The following is an 18,904-nucleotide window of genomic DNA, read 5'->3' as shown; positions in this document are numbered from 1 at the left end:
ATGGCTGCCATGAACGATATCGCGCGCGACGGGCTGGTCACCTTCCTGCCACGCAGGCTGAACCGCCAGCCCGTGGTAGTGAGGGGCCTGACCGCCGACGAACTCTGGATCTGCGCCGGCCTGTCCGCGGTAGCGGGGTTCATCGCCGGCGTGCCGCTGGCCTGGGCCACGCACAGCGTCGCCATGGTGCCGACCCTGATCGTGGCCGGCGTGGCGGCTGGCGTGTTCGGTGGTGGCGGCTTCCTGCGACGGCAGAAGCGCGGCCGCCCGGAAACCTGGCTGTACCGGCAACTGCAGTGGCGCCTGGCGCTGCGCCATCCGCTGGCAGCGTCCTGGCTCGGTGGGCACCGTCTCATCACGCGTTCGGGGTACTGGAACACCCGGCGCTCACGCGGAGCAGCCGCCTCATGAGCCGTTTCAGGAACGAAGTCCATCACCTGCAGGCCCATGTGCGCACGCTGCGCCTGGGCGCAGGTGCGTTGTTCGTGGTGGCGCTGCTGCTCGGTTTCGGCTGGTGGAGTGCGCCGAGGCAACTGACGATCCACGTGCCCCCCGATCTGCGCTCGGGCAGCACCCGCGCCTGGTGGGATGTGCCGCCCGAAAATGTCTATGCGTTCGCCTTCTACGTCTGGCAGCAGGTACAACGTTGGCCGACGGATGGTGAACAGGATTACCCGCGCAACCTCCACGCGCTGTCGGCCTATTTCACACCGGCCTGCCAGGCCTTCCTGCGCCAGGACTACGAGCACCGGCGCAGCAGTGGCGAACTGCGCCAGCGGGTGCGTGGCATCTACGAGATTCCGGGGCGCGGCTTTGGCGACAACCCCACGATGCGGGTAAAGACGGTTTCCAGCCGCGACTGGATCGTCACGCTCGATGTCAGCGCGGACGAGTACTACGGCGCCGAGCAGGTCAAGCGGGCCCTGGTGCGCTATCCGCTGAAAGTGGTGCGGCTGGACGTCGATCCCCAGCACAACCCCTTCGGCCTTGCGCTGGACTGCTATGACGGCGCGCCGCAGCGCATCGAGGCACCGTCGCCGGCGGTGCCTTCGTCCGGCGGCGGCCTTTCGCAGGGAGGCAACCCATGAAACACCACGTCTTCTCCATCTTGGCGAGCCTGGCCCTTGGCTTCGGCCTGGTGCCGGACAGCCATGCCATCGAGATCCTGCGCTGGCAGCGGCTGCCGCTGGCCGTCCCGCTGGTCGTCGGCCAGGAGCGCGTGGTCTTCATCGACCGCAACGTGCGTGTCGGCCTGCCCCCGAGTCTGGGCGAGCGGCTGCGCGTGCAGAGCGCGAGCGGCGCCATCTACCTGCGCGCCAGCGAGGCCATCGCGCCGACGCGGCTGCAACTGCAGGACGTGGAATCCGGCGCCATCGTGCTGGTCGACATCGCAGCGACAGACGCCCGGGAAGGCGAGCAGCCGCTGGAGCCGGTACGCATCGTCCTGCAGGACGCCGCCGCGGAGGCCAGCGGTGACACTGTCGCCGATCCAACCCAGACAGCGCAACCCGCCAGGCGTCGGCAGACGCCGATAGCCGTTGTCCTGACGCGCCACGCGGCGCAGAACCTTTACGCACCGCTGCGCACCGTCGAGCCCGTGGCCGGCATCGGGCGCGTGCCGCTGCGGCGCCCGCTCGCGCTGGACACACTTCTGCCAACGCTGCCGCTCAAGGCGCGGGCGCTAGCGGCCTGGCGACTCGAAGACCAGTGGGTCACCGCCGTGCGCCTGACCAACACCTCACCTCACCGTATCGATCTCGATCCAAGGGTGCTGCAAGGCGACTTCGTGGCCGCGACCTTCCAGCATCCCGACCTGGGGCCGGCGGGCGCTTCGACCGACACCACGGTGGTCTATCTGGTCACGCGCGGCCGTGGCCTGGCCGAGTCGCTGATGCCGGTGCTCAGCCCCATCGATGCCGGCACGAACCTGCCGCCGGCCGCCGCTGCGGGGAGGACGTCCGATGAGGAGTAATCCCCTGTTGAAGTGGCTGCTGATTCCAATGGCATTGTTGCTGGTGTTCGTCGGTGCCAGGCTGTTTCCGGGCAGCGACGCCGCACCTGGCAAGCCGGATGTCCCCGGACAGCTCACTCCCGAGGAAATGAAGGCGCTCGGCATCGCGGGCGACACCCCGCGCGATACCGTCGCCACCCTGGTCGCGCAGGTCAAGCAGCTCCGCACCGAACTGCAGACCGCGCTGAGCGACAACCGCCAGCACAAGGCCGAGAACGAGCGCCTGCGTACCCGCGAGGACGCGATCGACCAGCGCATCCAGAACGCCCTCGACAGCGAACGCCGCCGCCTGGAACAGGAGCGCACCCAGGCCGCCAGCGACCGGCAGCAGACGCAAGGGCTGATGCAGGAATTGCAGCGCCGCCTGGACGGGCTGTCCGGCAAGGGCGATGTCGCCGACCTGCCGATCGGCCTTGGACTGGACGGGCATGACGGCGGGCCGCTCAAGGATGGCGGCATGCGCTGGATCGAACCGGATGACGCCCGGCCCGATCCGAAGGGCGGTTCGAGCAGCCTGCGCTTGCCCGCCTTTCCCTCCAGCTTCGGTCCGGCCTCGCCGGAGCTGTCGGCCGCGGCGGAGGCCGTCAGCGACAGGACGGCGCAGGCCGTTGGCGGCACCACCCAGGCGGTCTATACGGTGCCCACCAATGCCACGCTGATGGGCTCGGTCGCCATGACCGCACTGATCGGTCGCATTCCCATCGACGGCACCGTCAACGACCCGTTTCCCTTCAAGGTGCTGATCGGGGCCGACAACCTGGCGGCCAACGGCATCGAGATTCCCGACGTGGCCGGTGCGGTGGTCAGCGGCACGGCCTCGGGCGACTGGACGCTCTCGTGCGTGCGTGGGCAGGTCCGTTCCATTACCTTCGTGTTCAGCGACGGCACCATCCGCACGGTGCCGGAGGACGACGGCAAGCGCAGTCGAAGCCAGAACAGCACCAGCCTGCTGGATGGCCTGGGCTGGATCAGCGATCCCTACGGCATCCCGTGCGTCTCGGGCGAGCGCCGCAGCAATGCCCAGCAGTACCTGGGATCGCAGGCGTTGATCACCGCGGCCGGCGCGGGCGCCGCCTCGCTCATCAAGTCCGACAACGGCAGCGTGGCCGTGGTCGCCAACAACAACGGTTCGCTGGGCACGGTCGGCATTTCGGGCAACGAGGCCATGGGCCGCATCCTGGCCGGTGGCGTGCGCGACATGGCCGACTGGGTCAACAAGCTCTACGGCCAGGCCTTCGCGGCGGTCTACGTGCAGCCCGGCGCCAGGGTGGCCGTGCACCTGGAGCAGCCGATCGCCATCGACCACGACGCCAAGGGGCGCCGGGTGAATCACCTCATGGGAGAAGTGCATGCGTCGGACCTGGATTGACCGCCCCCTTGTCCTGCTCGCCGCCGCCGTTCTCGCGGGTTGTGCCACCAGCTCGGAAAAGCTGCTGCCCCGGGGCGAGCACACCATGCTGGACATCTGGCAGCACGAGACTGGCGGCTACAGCGGCGGCCAGGCCGGCCGCCTGCTGCTCGACGCACGCCAGGACCTGCGCCGCCCGCTGACCGACGCTGACACCCTCGCGGCGCCCGCCCGGAACGCGGCCTACACCCGCACTGCAGAGAACGAGATCCAGCGACAGTTCCATCGACTGCCGAACCCCGATCTGGTGATGTACGTCTTTCCGCATCTGGCCGGCTCCGACCCGGTACCGGTGCCCGGCTACAGCACCGTCTTCCCGCTCTACCAGCGCGTGCAGTACGCAATGCCCGGCGAGCGGCTGGAGGACTACTGATGGGCTGGCGACTGCCATGGCTGCGTCGCCCGCCCCCCGGGCCAGTCCAGGCCGACATCGAGCCGAACGCCTGGGCGCAGCATGTCGCCCGCCTTGCCGCGCACGGCATCGAGGCACCTGGCGCCGCCCCTGGGCGGCATCATCGGCGACCCGCGACGCAGTCCGACCACGCGGCGCTCTACGACGTGGCGCCGTCCTTCGCCGACCTGCTGCCCTGGGTCGAGTACCTGCCGGGCACGCAGTGCATGCTGCTCGAAGATGGCCAATCGGTGGCGGCATTCTTCGAGTTGCAGCCGATCGGTACCGAAGGGCGCGAGGCCGCCTGGCTGTGGCAGGCCCGCGATGCCCTGGAGAATGCGCTGCAGGACTCCTTCGACGAGTTGGACGAGAACCCGTGGGTGGTGCAGCTCTACGCGCAGGACGAAGCCGATTGGGACCATTACCTGCGCACGCTGGGGGCATACCTGCATCCACGCGCGCAGGGCAGCGCGTTCAGCGAGTTCTATCTGCGCTTCTTCGGTCACCATCTGCGCGCGATCGCCAAGCCGGGCGGCCTGTTCGAGGACACCACGGTCACACGCCTGCCGTGGCGCGGCCAGACCCGGCGCGTGCGCATGGTGGTCTATCGGCGCACCCCGGACGCCGCATCGGCCCGGCGAGGGCAATCGCCCGAGCAGGCCCTGGCGACGATCTGCGACCGCCTGGTCGGTGGCCTGGCGAATGCCGGCGTCAAGGCCCGGCGCCTTGGCGCGGCGGACATTCACGACTGGCTGCTGCGCTGGTTCAACCCGAATCCCGGCGCGCTGGGCAGCACGACCGAAGACCGGGAACGCTTCTACGCGCTCGCCCGCTACCCCGAGGAACGGGAAGAGGGTGAGATCGAACTGGCCAGCGGCGACTTCGCGCAACGCCTGTTCTTCGGCCAGCCGCGCTCGGATGTCGCCAACGGCCTGTGGTTCTTCGACAGCATGCCGCACCGGGTCATCGTCATGGACCGCCTGCGCTCGCCGCCCGCCACCGGACACGTGACCGGCGAAACGCACAAGGGCGGCGATGCGATGAACGCGCTGTTCGACCAGATGCCCGAGGACACGGTGATGTGCCTGACCCTGGTCGCCACGCCGCAGGATGTGCTGGAGGCGCACCTCAACCACCTGGCCCGCAAGGCGGTCGGCGAAACGCTCGCCAGCGAGCAGGCGCGCCAGGACGTGCAGCAGGCCCGCGGCCTCATCGGCAGCGCGCACAAGCTGTACCGGGGCACGCTGGCGTTCTACCTGCGCGGCCGCGACATGGCGCAGCTCGACGCCCGCGGCCTGCAACTGGTCAATGTCATGCTCAATGCGGGCTTGCAGCCGGTGCGCGAAGAGGACGAGGTGGCCCCGCTCAACACCTACCTGCGCTGGCTGCCCTGCCTGTTCGACCCGGCGGCGGACAAGCGGCAGTGGTACACGCAACTGATGTTCGCGCAGCACGCGGCCAATCTGGCGCCGGTGTGGGGGCGCAGCCAGGGCACCGGCCATCCGGGCATCACCTTCTTCAACCGGGGCGGCGGCACGATCACCTTCGATCCACTGAACCGGCTCGACCGGCAGATGAACGCCCACCTGTTCCTCTTCGGCCCGACCGGCTCCGGCAAGAGCGCCACGCTGAACAACATCCTCAACCAGGTCACGGCGATCTACCGGCCCAGGCTGTTCATCGTCGAGGCCGGCAACAGCTTCGGCCTGTTCGGTGACTTCGCCGCGCGGCTGGGCCTGAGCGTGCATCGCGTGAAGCTGGCACCCGGCTCGGGCGTGAGCCTGGCGCCATTCGCCGATGCCTGGCGCCTGGTCGATACGCCGGGCCAGGTGCAGACGCTGGATGCCGACGCTCTGGACGAGGACGGCGACACCCATCAGGCCGACGACGGGGATGACCAGCGCGACGTGCTCGGCGAACTCGAAATCACCGCCCGGCTGATGATCACCGGCGGCGAGGACAAGGAGGAAGCGCGCATGACGCGCGCCGACCGCAGCCTGATTCGCCAGTGCATCCTGGACGCCGCCCAGCGCTGCGTGGCACAGGCGCGCACGGTGCTCACCCGCGACGTGCGCGACGCGCTGCGCGAACGCGCCCGCGACGCCAACCTGCCGGATGCCCGGCGCGCGCGGCTGCTGGAGATGGCCGATGCGATGGACATGCTCTGCCAGGGCGCGGACGGCGAGATGTTCGACCGTCCGGGCACGCCCTGGCCCGAGGCGGACATCACCATCGTGGATCTGGCCACCTTCGCGCGCGAGGGCTACAACGCGCAGCTCTCCATCGCCTATATCTCGCTGATCAACACGGTGAACAACATCGCCGAGCGCGACCAGTTCCTGGGCCGGCCGATCATCAACGTCACCGACGAAGGCCACATCATCACCAAGAACCCGCTGCTCGCGCCCTACGTGGTCAAGATCACCAAGATGTGGCGCAAGCTCGGTGCGTGGTACTGGCTGGCGACGCAGAACATCGACGACCTGCCCAAGGCCGCCGAGCCCATGCTCAACATGATCGAGTGGTGGATCTGCCTGTCGATGCCGCCCGACGAGGTGGAGAAGATCGCCCGGTTCCGCGAACTTTCACCCGCGCAGAAGGCGCTGATGCTGTCCGCGCGCAAGGAGGCGGGCAAGTTCAGCGAGGGCGTCATCCTGTCCAAGTCGATGGAAGTGCTGTTCCGCGCCGTGCCGCCCAGCCTCTATCTGGCCCTTGCGCAGACCGAACCGGAAGAGAAGGCCGAGCGCTACCAGCTCATGCGCCAGTACGGCATCGGCGAACTGGATGCCGCCTTCAAGGTGGCCGAGAAGATCGACCAGGCGCGTGGCATCGCATCGCCGCCGCTGTTCTTGCCGAAATGACCGGAGCGCGTCATGTCCTCGAAGCGAACCACCTTGCCGGGCCGGGCCCAGGCCATTCGCAAGCGCGCCGGGCGCCTGCCACGGCTGCACTGGATGGTGGCTGGCATCCTGGCTGCGGGCCTGCTGGGATGGCTCCTGTACCGCACGCCCGGTGCGCCGGCACCGCGCACGGGGCCCGAGGTCGCGCAGGCGCATCCGGCCGGCCCACCCTGGCGCCGCGGCCCAGCCGATGCGCGCTTCACGCTGACGCTGTACGCCGACCTGGAGTGTCCGTTCTGCAAGGCCTACTCCCCGACCCTGATGGCCTGGATCGATGCCCATCCCGAGACCAGCCTGCGGTGGCATCACCTGCCGCTGGCGATGCACGATCCCGAGGCGAGTCGGCTGGCCCGCATGGCCGAGTGCGCAGGTGAGGCGCAAGGCCACGAGGCGTTCTTCGGTGCCATCGCATGGCTCTACCAAAACACCCGGGGCGATGGCCAGGGGCTGCCGGCAGACCTGACCTGGCCAGGCATAACCACCGCCATCCAGGCATGCCTGGACAGCGAGCGCCCCGCAGCCATCGTTCGCGCGCAGGCCGACGAGGCCCTGCGCAGCGGCATCACCGCCACGCCCACCGTGCGGCTGGAAGACAGCCTCACGGGAAGATCACTGCTGCTGCATGGGTTGGTCGAGGGCGATGCGCTGCTGTCTGCACTTGATCTGGTTGCCAGCGATGCGTCGCGCGCTCCAGGGCCCACCCATGCCGCCGACGCGGCACTCAGCGAAGACACCCGCACTCCGCAATGACGACCATCCGGTGATGTCGTCACCCGCACCCGAGCTCGCGGCCTGTCCGGTCCTTGCCATGGGTCCACCCGAGAAGGTCGCTTCGCGGGGATGTGGCCGATCGCCATGATCGTGTCCCCCGCGGGAGACCATCTTGAATCTGGCGATGCGATCCACGATGTCGTGCGCTTCGTTTCCTCGCCCGTCAGCATGGTGGGCACAGGTTGGGTCGGCAATGCAGCCACCCATCAATACACTGCGCCTGAATAGATCAGTATCCGTTGCTGTTATCGCATTCCACAAAGAAGGTATTGCTGGACGGTATTGAAATTCGGATCAACACGCACACTCGATGGTGTCCCGTACCGTACCCAACGCCTGCTTCAACGTGGCGAGGTCGACCGATCCCAACGCGATACGCAAGGCATGGGGGGTATTCGAACCCACGGAAAAGGGCGTGGCGGTAGACACCGATATGTTTCGCTCCAGAAGCGACATGGCCACGGACTCGGCACGCACTTCTTCGCCCAGTGGCAGCCATACGAAGTAGGAAACCGGGTGGCTGACCGGGTTCAATCCGGCGAGCACCTGTGCTGCCACCGCTTGCCGGGCTGCCGCATCGCGGCGCTTTTCGGTTATCAATCTGTCCACCGTTCCATCTGTCAGCCACGCGCAAGCCAGCGCGGTCATCGCCGCGGGCGTATTCCAGATCGTCGCCCGGATTGCGCGTTCGAGCCGGGCAATCCAGTCTGCCGGCGCGGTGACCAAACCCACGCGCAGTCCGGCTGCCACGCTCTTGGAGAGCGTAGTGACGTGAACGCATCGCTCTGGTGCCAGCGCCGCAAGCGGCTCGGGTGGATTCGGTTCAAGAAAGGCGTAGGGAGCATCCTCGATCAGGATCAAGTCATGCTTTCGGGCAAGCTTGACCAGCCGCTGGCGACTATCGGCAGATTGGACCCATCCCAGCGGGTTGTGGATGGTCGGCATGGCATAGACGGCGCGCACGGGCCTTTCGCGGCACAAGCGCTCCAGCGCATCCAGATCGGGCTCCAGGCCGGAAACTGGAAGCGTGGCCAGATCCAGCCTGCACTGATCGGCCAAGGCCTTGAACCCTGGGTAGGTCAGCGCATCGACGGCGACCACGTCGCCGGGTTGCAACAGCGCCATAACCGCGACGGCCAGGCCATGTTGAGCGCCATTGACCACCAATACGTGTTCTGGTTTCACTTGCAGGCCGGACCGTGCCAGATACGCGGCAAAAACCGCTCGCTCATGTGTCCGGCCCCCATGCGGATGACAACGCAAGAACGCGTCCAGATCGCCGGCGCTAGCCAGTTGCCGCAAGGCGGCCCGTAGCAGCTCGGTCTGCTCTGGCAAGGCGGGGTAGTTGAAGTTCAGATCAACCATGTCCGCAGCGATCGCCTGCTGATCCATGCCCAGCCCCGCCGGCAGTGCAATCTCGCGCACGAAGGTGCCGCGCCCTGCTTCGCCTATGGCCAGCCCCATTTCCTCCAACTCGGCGTAGACACGACTGGCGGTGACCAGCGCGATCTTCTCTTTTGCCGCCAGTTGTCGATGCGTCGGCAAGCGAGTACCCGGCGGCAACTGACCAGACCGAATCTCGGTGGCAAATCTGTCAACCAAGCGTTTGTAGCGTGCAGTCGGCATCCCGCAAATGTATCCATGACAATTTTTTGATTGTAATGATAATTGGCACTTATAGTCTGAGCAACATCTTTCCGAAAGACCGGCCTTCTTTGCTACGTCATGCGTTGTGCCGGCCTCGCTACATTCCCCAGGCGTATCGAACCATGCCCGAAAGCAACGACGAAAAACGACAGACTGCTCAGCCTGTCAGCAGCATCTTCATGGAAGAAAAAGCCTTTCGGGCACGGATGGTGTTGGTGTTCGGAACCGTGACAGATGAGTTGGCTCGCGAAACCGTCCGCAAGCTCCTGGCATTGGACGCCGAATCCAGCGCTCCCATCACCATGATCGTTTCCTCGCCGGGGGGGCATCTTGAATCCGGCGATGCAATCCACGATGTGGTTCGCTTCATCTCCGCGCCCGTCAACATGGTGGGCACCGGGTGGGTTGGCAGTGCAGCCAACCATCTTTACTTGGGAGCGCCACGCGAGCGGCGCTTCTGCCTGCCGCAGACGCGGTTCCTTATCCATCAGCCAAGCGGAGGCGCGGGCGGACCGGCAAGCGACATTGCCATCCAGGCCAAGGAGATCATCAAGGCCCGGGAACGCATCGCCCAAGTCATCTCGCGTGAAACAGGCCAACCGCTAGAGCGGGTGCAGAAGGATATCGAGCGCGATCTTTGGATGCCGGCCGAAGAGGCGATTTCTTATGGGCTTGTCTCTCGCATCATCACGCATCGTCAGGAATTGCCTCTCACCTGATGCTCCATCAGCGCAGCTGAAGTCGCTCACTGCCGCGTGACTTCGAACGACCTACCGAGACAGCAATGCTCAAGATCCTTGGAAAGCGATCCTCTATCAACGTCCGCAAGGTCCTTTGGGCTTGTGCCGAACTCGGCTTGCCGTTCGAGCGGGAAGACTGGGGCAGCGGCTACACCGATGTAAACACGGACACTTTCAAGGCGCTCAACCCGAACGCGATGGTGCCCGTGCTGGTCGACGGGGACTTCGTGCTGTGGGAATCGAACACTATCCTGCGCTACCTCGCCAATCGCCATGGCGACGGCGCGCTGTATCCACACGGTGCCATGGCGCGCGCCCGCGTCGACCAGTGGCTGGACTGGCAGGCGTCGGACCTCAACCGCGCGTGGAGCCATGCCTTCATGGCATTGGTTCGACGCTCGCCGGAGCACGCGGACGCCCGGCAGGTCCAGCGATCCCTGGAAGACTGGCATCGGTTCATGCGCGTACTGGACGGCCAGTTGGTCGACACGGGCGCCTACGTCGCGGGCGAGGACTTCAGCCTGGCGGACATCGCCGTTGGACTGTCGGTCCATCGCTGGTACCAGACGCCCTTCGAGCATCCCCGCCTGGATGCAGTGGACGCCTACTACCGCCGCATCGAACAGCGCAGCGGATTCGTCGCGCATTGCACCGGCGCACCGTGACCCGGCGCAGCATTCGACCTCACCCAGCTTCCTCTTCCATGACCGCGATGCCCCTACGCCGATGCGACCCGACCTGCTCCTTGCCTTCATGACCTATGCGTTCGTGACTTCCATCACGCCCGGCCCCAACAACACCATGCTGCTCGCCTCGGGACTCAACCATGGGTTCGTTCGCAGCGTGCCGCACATCCTCGGCATCAGCATCGGCTTCGCGGCGATGGTGTTCGGCGTGGGTGCGGGACTCGGGCGCCTGTTCCTCGCGTACCCATCCCTGTACACCACGTTGCGCGTGGTCGGTGCGATCTACCTGCTCTGGCTTGCCTGGCAGATCGCGACCTCACAGCCGTTGCAGGAGACGGCCGCCCCTGGTCGGCCATTCGGCTTCTGGAAGGCCGCCGCCTTCCAGTGGGTCAATCCCAAGGCGTGGATCATGGCCATCGGAGCCATCGCCACCTACGCACCCGCAGAGGGCGGCGTGCTGGCGGTGATCGTCATCGCTGCACTCTATGCCCTCGTCAATGCGCCCAGCGTTGCCGTCTGGGCCGCCTTCGGCACGACGCTGCGTCGTTGGCTCACGGACAAGCGCCATTTGCGCATCTTCAACATCGCAATGGCCATCCTGCTCGTGCTGTCGCTGTATCCCCTGCTGTCCAATCAGGCCACGCAATGACACGATCCCTCCATGCGAGCGACCTTCTCCTCGTGCATGGCGCCTGGCACGGCGGCTGGTGTTGGGATCGCGTGACCTCACTGATGGCTGCTGCGGGACGACGTGTGGTGACACCGACGCTGAGCGGCCTGGATGGCGCCCCTGGGCGCTTCGGACTGAGCCACCACGTCGACGACATCCTCGTCCATGCCGAGAACCTCGAATCGATCACGCTGGTCGGCCACAGCTATGCCGGATTCCCGGTTTGCGCCGCCGCATCACGCCTGGGAGAAAGGATCGACCATCTGGTGCTCCTCGACGCGTTCCTTCCAGTCGACGGAGAGAAGTTGCTCGATCACGCGCCTCATCTCATTGACCGCTACGCCAGTGCCATGGACTCCGATCCGGATTGGCGGATCCCTCCCTTGCCCGCTGCGCAGTTTGGCATCTCCCCGGCCGACCAGGCATGGGTCGACATGCGCCTGAGGAGCCAGCCCGCACACAGCTACTTCGAATCCGTCCGCCTGGAAAGCCCGTTGTCCGGCTGCCGCAGGACCTACGTCCGCTGTAGCCAGGCGCCCGGCGAGCTTCTCGCACGCTCTGTCGCACGGGCCAGGAACGACGGCTGGAACTATCTGGAACTGGATGCGCCGCATGATGCAATGATCAGCCATCCGCAGGCTTTGGCCGATCTACTTCTGGAAATTTAAACAGGCGGTTTACTCCTTGTCGGGCACCTGCCTCCTGGGTCGTTGCAACCTTTCGACGAAGCTGCGCAGTTGCTCCGAATCCTCGGCATCCCGGCGCAGCAGATAGGTCACCAACGGGGGCACTTCACCGGCCAGCGGACGCGAGACGACATCCGGGTGCCGCCATAGGGACAGATGCGTGCGGGTGGTGATCCCAAGGCCGTAGCCCGCCGCCACCAGCGCCATCAGCAGGTCATGGGATGCCACCCTTTCGGCAATCCTGACCTCGCATTCCGCGGCACGCAGGAGCCTGTCGAGCTGCCGGCTGCATCCTGCGCACGCGTCCGGGTCGCACAGCACCAGTGGATGGGCCTGCAGTTCCATCAGGGAAAGCTCGGGATGGATCAAGGCGGGATGCCTCGCCGGCACCGCGACGACCAGAGGCTCACTCCACGCCGGCGTGGCCAGCAATCCTTCCCCCGGATGCTCCGCCTTCGCGAACCCCGCGTCGTAGTCGCCCTCTCTCAGGCCTTTCAGCTGCTGGGCGAGCGTCACTTCGAACAGGCTGATCTCGACCTCGGGCGACTCCTCGCGGCAGCGGGCCAGCAGGTTGCTCAAGTGCGATGGCGAGATACCGTCGGACAGCGCGATTCGCAGGAGCCCGCGGTATCCGGTCGCGGCAGCCCTTGCGCCGGCACGGGCCTGCTCGGCCGCCGCCAGCACGCGCCGCGCCTCCTCGAGGAAGACTTGTCCAGCCCAGGTGAGCCGGGTGCCATGGCTGTTGCGCTCAAACAGCCGGACGCCCAGGTCATCCTCCAGTTGGCGGATGGATCGCGACAGCGGCGACTGTTCGATGTGAAGCCGCTCCGCAGCACGGGTAAAGCTGAGTTCCTCCGCCACGGCGATGAAATACCGGATATGGCGCATCAGCATCGCTACGCTCCGGAATCCCGCCCCGGGTCCTGCCGGCCCGGGCCGGCAGACAGGCTCGCCACGTCCCCGGGACTCGGGACAGGCCATCCCAATGCCTTGTACAGGGCCACGATCCGCGCCTGGGAGATGGCTTCCTGCTGTGCCACCTGCCGGCGCAACTGGAACAGGGTGCGCTGGTTCTCCAGCACCGCCTGGTAGCTGCCGGCCCCGGCGCGGTAGCGCCTGTCGGCGATGTCGAACGCGGCCTGGGCATGCTGCCCCGCCTGCAGCAGCGCGGCCAATTGGCGTTGCTGTTCGGCCAGGTGGGTCACCGCGTTCTCGACTTCCTCCTGGGCGGTCAGCAGCACCTGTTCGTAGCGCGCCAGCGCGCCGTCCGCCAGGGCCTCTGCCCCGCGCAGGCGGGCGCGGGCATTCCCAAGGCGCAGGGCGGGCCAGGTCACCGTGGGCGCGACCTGGAAGGCGCGCGAGGCGGCGCTGCCGAAGTCGCCGTCGCGCAGGGCGAAGAAGCCGAGGAAGCCCCCCAAGTCGATGCGCGGATACAGGTCGGCGGTGGCCGCGCCCACGTCCTCGACGCTGGCGGCCAGCAGCCGCTCCGCCTGCGCCACGTCGGGCCGCGCCAGGATCAGCCGGTTGACATCGCCCAGCGGCAGCTGCGCCGCCAGCGGCGCGGCTTGCGCGTGCCCCGGATCGGGCAGGCCGCCCTGGCCCGGCTGGCGCCCGGCCAGCACATCGAGCCGATGGCGGGCCTGCTGCAACGCGGCCGTCAGCGGCGCAATCGCCGCCTCGCTGCGCAACAGGTTGGCCTGGGCGTTCTCCACGTCCTCGGGCAGGCCGGCGCCAGCGCGCAGGCGGGCCTGTGCGAGCCGCACGGTTTCCCGCCAGTTGTCGACCTCCCGCCGCGCCACCTCCAGTTGCCGCCGGTCGCCCTGCGCCTCGAACCAGGTGCGGGCGACCTCCGCCGCGATGCTTTGGCGCGTCATCTCCAGTTCCGCCTCGCTGGCCTCGGCCCGCGCCATCGCAGCCTCCTGCAGCCGGTCCAGCCGGCCGAACAGGTCAATCTCCCACTGCACGTCGAAGCCGGCCTGCCAGGATTCCGACAGCGTGCGCGCACCGCCCCGACTGGGTTGCTGCTGGATGCCACGGGTGTATCCAGCGCCGCTGGTCACGCCCGGCAGCCGGTCGAGCCGGCGCTCGTCGAAGACGGCGCGCGCGGCCAGCAGGCTGGCGCGGGCCTGGCGGATGTCGTGGTTGTGCGCCAGCGCCATCTCGATCCAGCGACCAAGGTCGTCGTCCTCGAAGATGCGCCACCACGCGGCAGGCATCGATTCGGTGCCAGGCGCGGCGAATTCCGCGGCCTGCGGACTGGCCAGCACGATGGCGGGCGCCTGCGGCCGGACATACTGGGGCCCGACCGCGCAGCCGGCCAGCGCCGTCGCCAACGCCGTGGCCGAGCATGCGCGGAAGATCGTGGTGACTGTGTTCATGTCGACGCTCCCTCGGCCCTTTCGATCTCGGCCAGTTGCCGGCTGCGCGCACCCTGCACGCGATGGTCGCGCGCAAGCCAGGTGTAGATGGTGGGCAGCACGAACAGGGTGAACAGCGTGCCCACCAGCATGCCGCAGACGATCACCGCCCCCAGGCCGAAACGACTGTTGGCGCCGGCCCCGCTGGCGAACAGCAGCGGCACCACGCCGAAAGCCATCGCCCCGGTGGTCATCAGCACCGGCCGCAGGCGGATCTGCGCGGCGCGGATGATGGCGGCGTGGCGGTCCAGCCGTTCGTGGACCTGCAGTTCGTTGGCGAACTCGACCATGAGAATGCCGTGCTTGCTGATCAGCCCGATCAGCGTCACCAGCCCGATCTGGGTGTAGATGTTCAGCGTGGCCCAGCCCAGCGCCAGCGGCAGCAGCGCGCCGCAGATGGACAAGGGCACTGTGATCAGGATGATCAGCGGATCGACCAGGCTCTCGTACTGCGCGGCCAGCACCAGGTAGATCACGACCAATGCGGCCAGGAAGGCGAACACCAGCGCGTTGCCCTCCTGCACGTACTGGCGCGATTCGGACTGCCAGTCGTGGCTGAAGCCGGGTGGCAACTCGGCCACGGCCTGTTCGAGAAAGGCCACGGCCTGGCCCAGGGAGACGCCCGGCGCGGGAATGGCCTGCAGGGTGGCCGCGTTCTGCTGGTCGAACTGGTTCAGCCGGTTGGGCTCCACGCCCATGTCCAGGCGCACCACGGTGGACAGTGGCACCAGTTCGCCGCCCGCAGTGCGAACGTACTGCCGCGCCAGTGCCTGCGAGGTGAGGCGCTGCTCGCCCACGCTCTGCGGGATCACGTCGTAGGAGCGTCCGAACAGCGCGAAGCGATTGACGTAGTTCTCGCCGACCAGCACGCCCAGCGAGTCGCCGATGTCCTGCAACGCCATGCCCAGGCTTGCCGCCTTGGCGCGGTCGATCGTCACCTGCACGACGGGGCTGTCGTACTCCAGGTCACTGTCCACCACCACGAACAGGCCGCTGTCGCGGGCACGCTGCTTGATCCCCTCCATGGCCTCGTACAGCACCGGGTAGTCCTGCGCGCTGCGCAGCACCAGTTGCACCGGCAGGCCGCCGCTGCCGCCCGGCAGGGGCGCGACCTGGAACACGAAGATGTCGCTGCCGACGATCTCGCCGACGGCGCCCTGCAGTTCGGCCACGATCTGCGGCTCCTTGCGTGCGCGCTCGCCCCAGTCGGACAGCATCAGGCCGCCGAAGCTGTTGGCCGGGCCGTCCGTGCCGTTGATGATCCACGTGCCGATCGTCTCGGGCACCGCGGACATGACGCGGTGCAATTCATCGGCGAAGCGTTCCGCATAGTCCAGGCTCGCGTGCTGCGGTGACTTCACCGCCGCCAGGACCGCCGCCTGGTCTTCCGGCGGTGCCAGCTCGCGCTGCGGCATCTGGTACAGGAATGGCAGGCTCAGGACCACCAGCAGGGCGAAGCCGCCGCTGAGCCAGCGATGCCGCAGCGACCGACCCAGCACCCGTCCGTAGCGGTCCGCGAGGCCGCCGAAGACCCGTTCGGCCATGCGGGCCATGCGCCCCGGTCCGTTGCCTTGATGGCTGGACTTCAGCAGCAGCGAACTCATCACCGGCGACAGCGTCAGCGCCACCACGCCGGAAACGATCACGGCGCCGGCCAGGGTCAGCGCGAATTCGCGGAACAGCGCGCCGGTCAGCCCGCCCATCAGGCCGATGGGGGCGTAAACGGCGGCCAGGGTCAGCGTCATAGCCACCACCGGGCCCGCGATCTCGCGCGCGCCGACCAGCGCCGCCGCCACCGGCGACTTACCTTCCTCGATGTGGCGATGCACGTTCTCGACCACCACGATGGCGTCGTCCACCACGAGCCCAATGGCCAGCACCATCGCCAGCAGGGTCAGCAGGTTGATGCTGAAGCCGAACGCCAGCATCAGCGCCGCCGCGCCCAGCATGGACAGCGGGATGGCGACGACCGGGATCACCACGCTGCGCAGCGAGCCCAGGCACAGCCAGATCACCAGCACCACGATCAGCACCGCTTCCAGCAGCGTCTTGACCACTTCCTGGATCGAGGCATCGATGAAGCGCGCGCGCTCGTAGACCATGGCGACCTTAACGCCCGGCGGCAAGGTCTTCTCGATGTCCGGCAGCAACTGGCGGATGCCGTCCACGATGACCAGCGGATTGCCCTTGGGCGTGGGGAACAGCGACAGGTAGACCGCCGGCTCGCCGTCCATCTGGCCGCTGGTCTGCGTCGAGGCGGCGCCCAGTTCCACCGTGCCCACGTCGCGCAGGCGCACCAGGCCGTTGCCATCCTGGCGGATGACCAGATCCCGGAACTCCTCCACGCTGGTCAGGTCGGAATTGACCCGCACATTGGCGATCACGTACTGCCCGCGCACCTGGCCCGGCGCGGCCTGGTAGTTGTTGCGGCGGATCGCGTCGGCCACGTCCGTGGCGGTCAGGCCGCGCCCGGCCAGGCGCTCGGCGTCCAGCCACAGGCGCATCGCCAGCTTCTGCCCGCCGTCCACCTGCACCTTGGCCACGCCGTCGATGCCGGAGAACAGGGGTTCGACCACCCGCGACAGGTAGTCAGTCAGCTCCGGCGTGGACAGGCTGCCGGTGGAGAAGCCCACATAGGCCACCGCCGTCGAATCCCCGGCCGACAGTTCGATCACCGGGTCATAGGCGCGCTCGGGCAGGCGGTAACGCACCTGGTTGACCTTGGCCATAGTCTCGGTCAGCGCCTGGTTTGAGTCACGGTTGAGCTCCATGCGCAACGTGACCAGGCTGCGGCCTTGCGCCGACGAGGAGGACAGGTAGTCGATGCCCTCGACCGAGGACACCGCCTGCGCGATCGGCTGGGTCACGAAGCCTTGCATCAGCTCGGCCGAGGCGCCCGGGTACTCGGTGCTGACGGTGATGGTGGCGGTTTCCAGCGTCGGGTACTGCCGGATCGGCAGTTTGCCCAGGGCGAACAGCCCCAGCAAGACAAGCAGGCTGCTGACCACCAGCGCCAGCACCGGGCGGCGCACGAAGACGTCGGTGAACCTCATGTCGCCTGCTCCCGGGCCGTCTTCGCCTGGGGCGAGGCGGCGTTCCCATGCAGCGCGTCGCGTGCAACGGGCTCGACCACCATGCCGTCGCTGAGCTTGAGCTGGCCGGACACCACCACCCGGTCGCCTTCCTTCAGGCCGGAGACGATCTCGACCCGGCCATCCCAGCGTTCGCCCGTCTTCACCGCGACGCGGCGCACGGTCATTCCCTGCGGCTCGGCGGCTTCGGCGACGAATACCGTCTGGCCGTAGGCGGTGTAGGTCACCGCGGTCTCGGGCACCGCCAGCACCGGCGCGGGCTGCTCACGCAGCAGGCGCACGTTGGCGAACATGCCGGCTTGCAGCACGCCGTCGGCGTTCGGCAGGCTCGCCTGCACGCGTAGCGTGCGCGACGCGCCGATCAGCGGATCGACGCCCGATACCTGCGCCTCGAAACGGCGCTCCGGCCAGGCATCGACCCGGATCTCGACCGGTTGGCCAGGCCGCACGTGCGGAACCGCCTGTTCCTCCAGCGCGAAGTTGACGTGCAGGGTGCCGGCATCGACCAGGCTGGCGATGCCATCGCCCGCAGCGAGGGTTTGCCCCTCGTGCACGCGGCGAATGCCGATCGTGCCCGCGAACGGCGCGGTGATCGCCTTCTGCGCGATGACCGCCTCGATCCCGCGCAGTTCGCCCTGCGCCATGTCGCGCGCGGCCTGCGCGTGGTCGAGTTGCTCCTGCGTGGCCACCTTGTCGGCCAGCAGCAGGCGGGTGCGCGCCAGCACGGTCTCGGCATTGCGCAGCTGCGCGCGCAACCGAAAGCGCTCGGCCTGCTCGGGCGCATCGTTGAGCTGCACCAGCAGGTCGCCTTGCTTCACCCGCTGCCCGGAGGTGAACGCGATGCGCGTGACCCGACCGGCGGTTTCCGACGCCAGTTCCACCTGCCGCGCCGCTTCAAGCTCTCCGACCCCATGGAACGCGCGCGGCGCCTGCGCACGCTCGACCGGCGCCAGCGCCACCTTGGTGGCCGGCCAGCCACCGCCTTCGTCCGCGCCCGAGGTGCAGGCAACCAGCCCGATCGAGCACGCCAGTACCAAGCCAAGAAAAGCAAAGCGGGCGTTCATGCCTTGCCCTCCAACTGCCGACGCAGGCGGCTGGCGATCGCCGCTGCGACCAGGCCACCGATGAGGCTGATGTGCTCCAGGGCCCAGAACATGGCCGCCTGGGCCTGCGGTTCCGGCAGCGCCCAGAAGCGGTGCACCACGAGAATGGTCAGCATCAGGAACATCGCCAATGCGCCGGCGCCCAGCCACAGCGCACGATCGAGCAACAGCAATACCGAACCGCCCAGCAGCACCGCGATGGTGGCGATGTTGAACAGCCAGTCCGGCTCCAGCCCCGCGGCGCGCATTTCGGCCAGCCCGCCCTGGAAGTCGAGCAGCTTGGCCAGCCCGGAAGACAGGAACACTACCGCCAGCAGGACGCGGGCGCCAATCCACAGCCAGCGGCTGTCCAATGTCTTGTCAACGATGTTTCGCATGCGTG

At 67.6% G+C, this 18,904-nt stretch carries 18 protein-coding genes; 12 read left to right on the top strand and 6 right to left on the bottom strand.

All coding sequences use genetic code 11. The features are described from left to right. The 8 genes from V3B30_RS16020 (at nucleotide 1) to V3B30_RS15985 (ending at nucleotide 7,709) form a co-directional block, all read left to right on the top strand. Nucleotides 1–411: a TIGR03750 family conjugal transfer protein gene (locus V3B30_RS16020; RefSeq protein ID WP_329809709.1), complete on the top strand. Its 411-nt coding sequence runs from the start codon at nucleotides 1–3 to the stop codon at nucleotides 409–411. Continuing rightward, a complete protein-coding gene (locus V3B30_RS16015) occupies nucleotides 408–1,088 on the top strand; it encodes a PFL_4703 family integrating conjugative element protein (RefSeq protein WP_134235657.1) in 681 nt (226 codons plus the stop codon). The genes V3B30_RS16020 and V3B30_RS16015 overlap by 4 nt, the downstream gene beginning before the upstream one ends. Then, nucleotides 1,085–1,972 (top strand): TIGR03749 family integrating conjugative element protein, encoded by an 888-nt coding sequence (locus V3B30_RS16010; protein ID WP_329809707.1) that lies wholly within the window; start codon nucleotides 1,085–1,087, stop codon nucleotides 1,970–1,972. Before V3B30_RS16015 ends, V3B30_RS16010 begins: the two co-directional genes overlap by 4 nt. Then, on the top strand, nucleotides 1,962–3,380 hold the full coding sequence (locus V3B30_RS16005; RefSeq protein WP_329809706.1) for a TIGR03752 family integrating conjugative element protein: 1,419 nt from the start codon (nucleotides 1,962–1,964) through the stop codon (nucleotides 3,378–3,380). Before V3B30_RS16010 ends, V3B30_RS16005 begins: the two co-directional genes overlap by 11 nt. Next, complete coding sequence (locus V3B30_RS16000; protein ID WP_329809705.1) at nucleotides 3,361–3,792, top strand: TIGR03751 family conjugal transfer lipoprotein; 432 nt, start codon at nucleotides 3,361–3,363, stop codon at nucleotides 3,790–3,792. The genes V3B30_RS16005 and V3B30_RS16000 overlap by 20 nt, the downstream gene beginning before the upstream one ends. Continuing rightward, nucleotides 3,792–6,671, top strand: coding sequence for a conjugative transfer ATPase (locus V3B30_RS15995; protein WP_196995596.1), 2,880 nt, complete (start codon nucleotides 3,792–3,794; stop codon nucleotides 6,669–6,671). Before V3B30_RS16000 ends, V3B30_RS15995 begins: the two co-directional genes overlap by 1 nt. A gap of 93 nt (nucleotides 6,672–6,764) precedes the next feature. Further along, nucleotides 6,765–7,460, top strand: coding sequence for a thioredoxin domain-containing protein (locus tag V3B30_RS15990; RefSeq protein WP_196996066.1), 696 nt, complete (start codon nucleotides 6,765–6,767; stop codon nucleotides 7,458–7,460). Nucleotides 7,461–7,550: 90 nt separating this feature from the next. Then, nucleotides 7,551–7,709, top strand: coding sequence for an ATP-dependent Clp protease proteolytic subunit (locus tag V3B30_RS15985; protein ID WP_206778336.1), 159 nt, complete (start codon nucleotides 7,551–7,553; stop codon nucleotides 7,707–7,709). A gap of 66 nt (nucleotides 7,710–7,775) precedes the next feature. Here V3B30_RS15985 and V3B30_RS15980 read toward each other — a convergent pair whose 3' ends face one another. Then, entirely contained in the window at nucleotides 7,776–9,107 is a 1,332-nt protein-coding gene (locus tag V3B30_RS15980) for a PLP-dependent aminotransferase family protein (RefSeq protein ID WP_196995595.1), read from the bottom strand. A gap of 143 nt (nucleotides 9,108–9,250) precedes the next feature. Here V3B30_RS15980 and V3B30_RS15975 point away from each other — a divergent pair, with 143 nt between their 5' ends. From V3B30_RS15975 to V3B30_RS15960, 4 genes are all read left to right on the top strand, one after another. Beyond that, complete coding sequence (locus tag V3B30_RS15975) at nucleotides 9,251–9,847, top strand: ATP-dependent Clp protease proteolytic subunit (protein WP_034036950.1); 597 nt, start codon at nucleotides 9,251–9,253, stop codon at nucleotides 9,845–9,847. Nucleotides 9,848–9,912: 65 nt separating this feature from the next. Beyond that, on the top strand, nucleotides 9,913–10,533 hold the full coding sequence (locus V3B30_RS15970) for a glutathione S-transferase (protein ID WP_034036952.1): 621 nt from the start codon (nucleotides 9,913–9,915) through the stop codon (nucleotides 10,531–10,533). Between the two features lie 88 nt (nucleotides 10,534–10,621). Next, on the top strand, nucleotides 10,622–11,203 hold the full coding sequence (locus V3B30_RS15965; protein WP_231403409.1) for a LysE family translocator: 582 nt from the start codon (nucleotides 10,622–10,624) through the stop codon (nucleotides 11,201–11,203). Beyond that, nucleotides 11,200–11,892 carry an alpha/beta hydrolase family protein gene (locus tag V3B30_RS15960; RefSeq protein WP_034036955.1) on the top strand — a complete coding sequence of 231 codons (693 nt, stop codon included), beginning with the start codon at nucleotides 11,200–11,202 and terminating at the stop codon, nucleotides 11,890–11,892. The genes V3B30_RS15965 and V3B30_RS15960 overlap by 4 nt, the downstream gene beginning before the upstream one ends. 9 nt (nucleotides 11,893–11,901) lie before the next feature. Here V3B30_RS15960 and V3B30_RS15955 read toward each other — a convergent pair whose 3' ends face one another. The 5 genes from V3B30_RS15955 to V3B30_RS15935 are packed head-to-tail and all read right to left on the bottom strand — an operon-like array spanning nucleotide 11,902 to nucleotide 18,899. Beyond that, nucleotides 11,902–12,804: a LysR family transcriptional regulator gene (locus V3B30_RS15955; RefSeq protein WP_034036956.1), complete on the bottom strand. Its 903-nt coding sequence runs from the start codon at nucleotides 12,802–12,804 to the stop codon at nucleotides 11,902–11,904. A gap of 2 nt (nucleotides 12,805–12,806) precedes the next feature. Beyond that, nucleotides 12,807–14,288 (bottom strand): TolC family protein, encoded by a 1,482-nt coding sequence (locus V3B30_RS15950; RefSeq protein WP_052191028.1) that lies wholly within the window; start codon nucleotides 14,286–14,288, stop codon nucleotides 12,807–12,809. After that, nucleotides 14,285–17,380 (bottom strand): MexW/MexI family multidrug efflux RND transporter permease subunit, encoded by a 3,096-nt coding sequence (locus tag V3B30_RS15945; RefSeq protein WP_034036957.1) that lies wholly within the window; start codon nucleotides 17,378–17,380, stop codon nucleotides 14,285–14,287. The genes V3B30_RS15950 and V3B30_RS15945 overlap by 4 nt, the downstream gene beginning before the upstream one ends. Beyond that, a complete protein-coding gene (locus V3B30_RS15940) occupies nucleotides 17,377–18,483 on the bottom strand; it encodes an efflux RND transporter periplasmic adaptor subunit (RefSeq protein ID WP_034036958.1) in 1,107 nt (368 codons plus the stop codon). The genes V3B30_RS15945 and V3B30_RS15940 overlap by 4 nt, the downstream gene beginning before the upstream one ends. Then, entirely contained in the window at nucleotides 18,480–18,899 is a 420-nt protein-coding gene (locus tag V3B30_RS15935; protein ID WP_034036959.1) for a DoxX family protein, read from the bottom strand. Before V3B30_RS15935 ends, V3B30_RS15940 begins: the two co-directional genes overlap by 4 nt. Nucleotides 18,900–18,904: the final 5 nt, after the last annotated feature.

The organism is Stenotrophomonas sp. SMYL41 (assembly GCF_036319965.1).
GTDB classification, from domain to species: domain Bacteria; phylum Pseudomonadota; class Gammaproteobacteria; order Xanthomonadales; family Xanthomonadaceae; genus Stenotrophomonas; species Stenotrophomonas maltophilia_R.
The sequence above is the reverse complement of the archived record's forward strand: the minus strand, read 5'-3'. Positions and strand labels throughout refer to the sequence as shown.

Excerpts from the sequence above, each read along its gene's own strand:
- V3B30_RS16020 (WP_329809709.1), top strand. The coding sequence starts at position 1 with ATGGCTGCCATGAACGATATCGCGCGCGACGGGCTGGTCACCTTCCTG.
- V3B30_RS16015 (WP_134235657.1), top strand. The coding sequence starts at position 408 with ATGAGCCGTTTCAGGAACGAAGTCCATCACCTGCAGGCCCATGTGCGC.
- V3B30_RS16010 (WP_329809707.1), top strand. The coding sequence starts at position 1,085 with ATGAAACACCACGTCTTCTCCATCTTGGCGAGCCTGGCCCTTGGCTTC.
- V3B30_RS16005 (WP_329809706.1), top strand. The coding sequence starts at position 1,962 with ATGAGGAGTAATCCCCTGTTGAAGTGGCTGCTGATTCCAATGGCATTG.
- V3B30_RS16000 (WP_329809705.1), top strand. The coding sequence starts at position 3,361 with ATGCGTCGGACCTGGATTGACCGCCCCCTTGTCCTGCTCGCCGCCGCC.
- V3B30_RS15995 (WP_196995596.1), top strand. The coding sequence starts at position 3,792 with ATGGGCTGGCGACTGCCATGGCTGCGTCGCCCGCCCCCCGGGCCAGTC.
- V3B30_RS15990 (WP_196996066.1), top strand. The coding sequence starts at position 6,765 with ATGGTGGCTGGCATCCTGGCTGCGGGCCTGCTGGGATGGCTCCTGTAC.
- V3B30_RS15985 (WP_206778336.1), top strand. The coding sequence starts at position 7,551 with ATGTGGCCGATCGCCATGATCGTGTCCCCCGCGGGAGACCATCTTGAA.
- V3B30_RS15980 (WP_196995595.1), bottom strand. The coding sequence starts at position 9,107 with ATGCCGACTGCACGCTACAAACGCTTGGTTGACAGATTTGCCACCGAG.
- V3B30_RS15975 (WP_034036950.1), top strand. The coding sequence starts at position 9,251 with ATGCCCGAAAGCAACGACGAAAAACGACAGACTGCTCAGCCTGTCAGC.
- V3B30_RS15970 (WP_034036952.1), top strand. The coding sequence starts at position 9,913 with ATGCTCAAGATCCTTGGAAAGCGATCCTCTATCAACGTCCGCAAGGTC.
- V3B30_RS15965 (WP_231403409.1), top strand. The coding sequence starts at position 10,622 with ATGACCTATGCGTTCGTGACTTCCATCACGCCCGGCCCCAACAACACC.
- V3B30_RS15960 (WP_034036955.1), top strand. The coding sequence starts at position 11,200 with ATGACACGATCCCTCCATGCGAGCGACCTTCTCCTCGTGCATGGCGCC.
- V3B30_RS15955 (WP_034036956.1), bottom strand. The coding sequence starts at position 12,804 with ATGCTGATGCGCCATATCCGGTATTTCATCGCCGTGGCGGAGGAACTC.
- V3B30_RS15950 (WP_052191028.1), bottom strand. The coding sequence starts at position 14,288 with ATGAACACAGTCACCACGATCTTCCGCGCATGCTCGGCCACGGCGTTG.
- V3B30_RS15945 (WP_034036957.1), bottom strand. The coding sequence starts at position 17,380 with ATGAGGTTCACCGACGTCTTCGTGCGCCGCCCGGTGCTGGCGCTGGTG.
- V3B30_RS15940 (WP_034036958.1), bottom strand. The coding sequence starts at position 18,483 with ATGAACGCCCGCTTTGCTTTTCTTGGCTTGGTACTGGCGTGCTCGATC.
- V3B30_RS15935 (WP_034036959.1), bottom strand. The coding sequence starts at position 18,899 with ATGCGAAACATCGTTGACAAGACATTGGACAGCCGCTGGCTGTGGATT.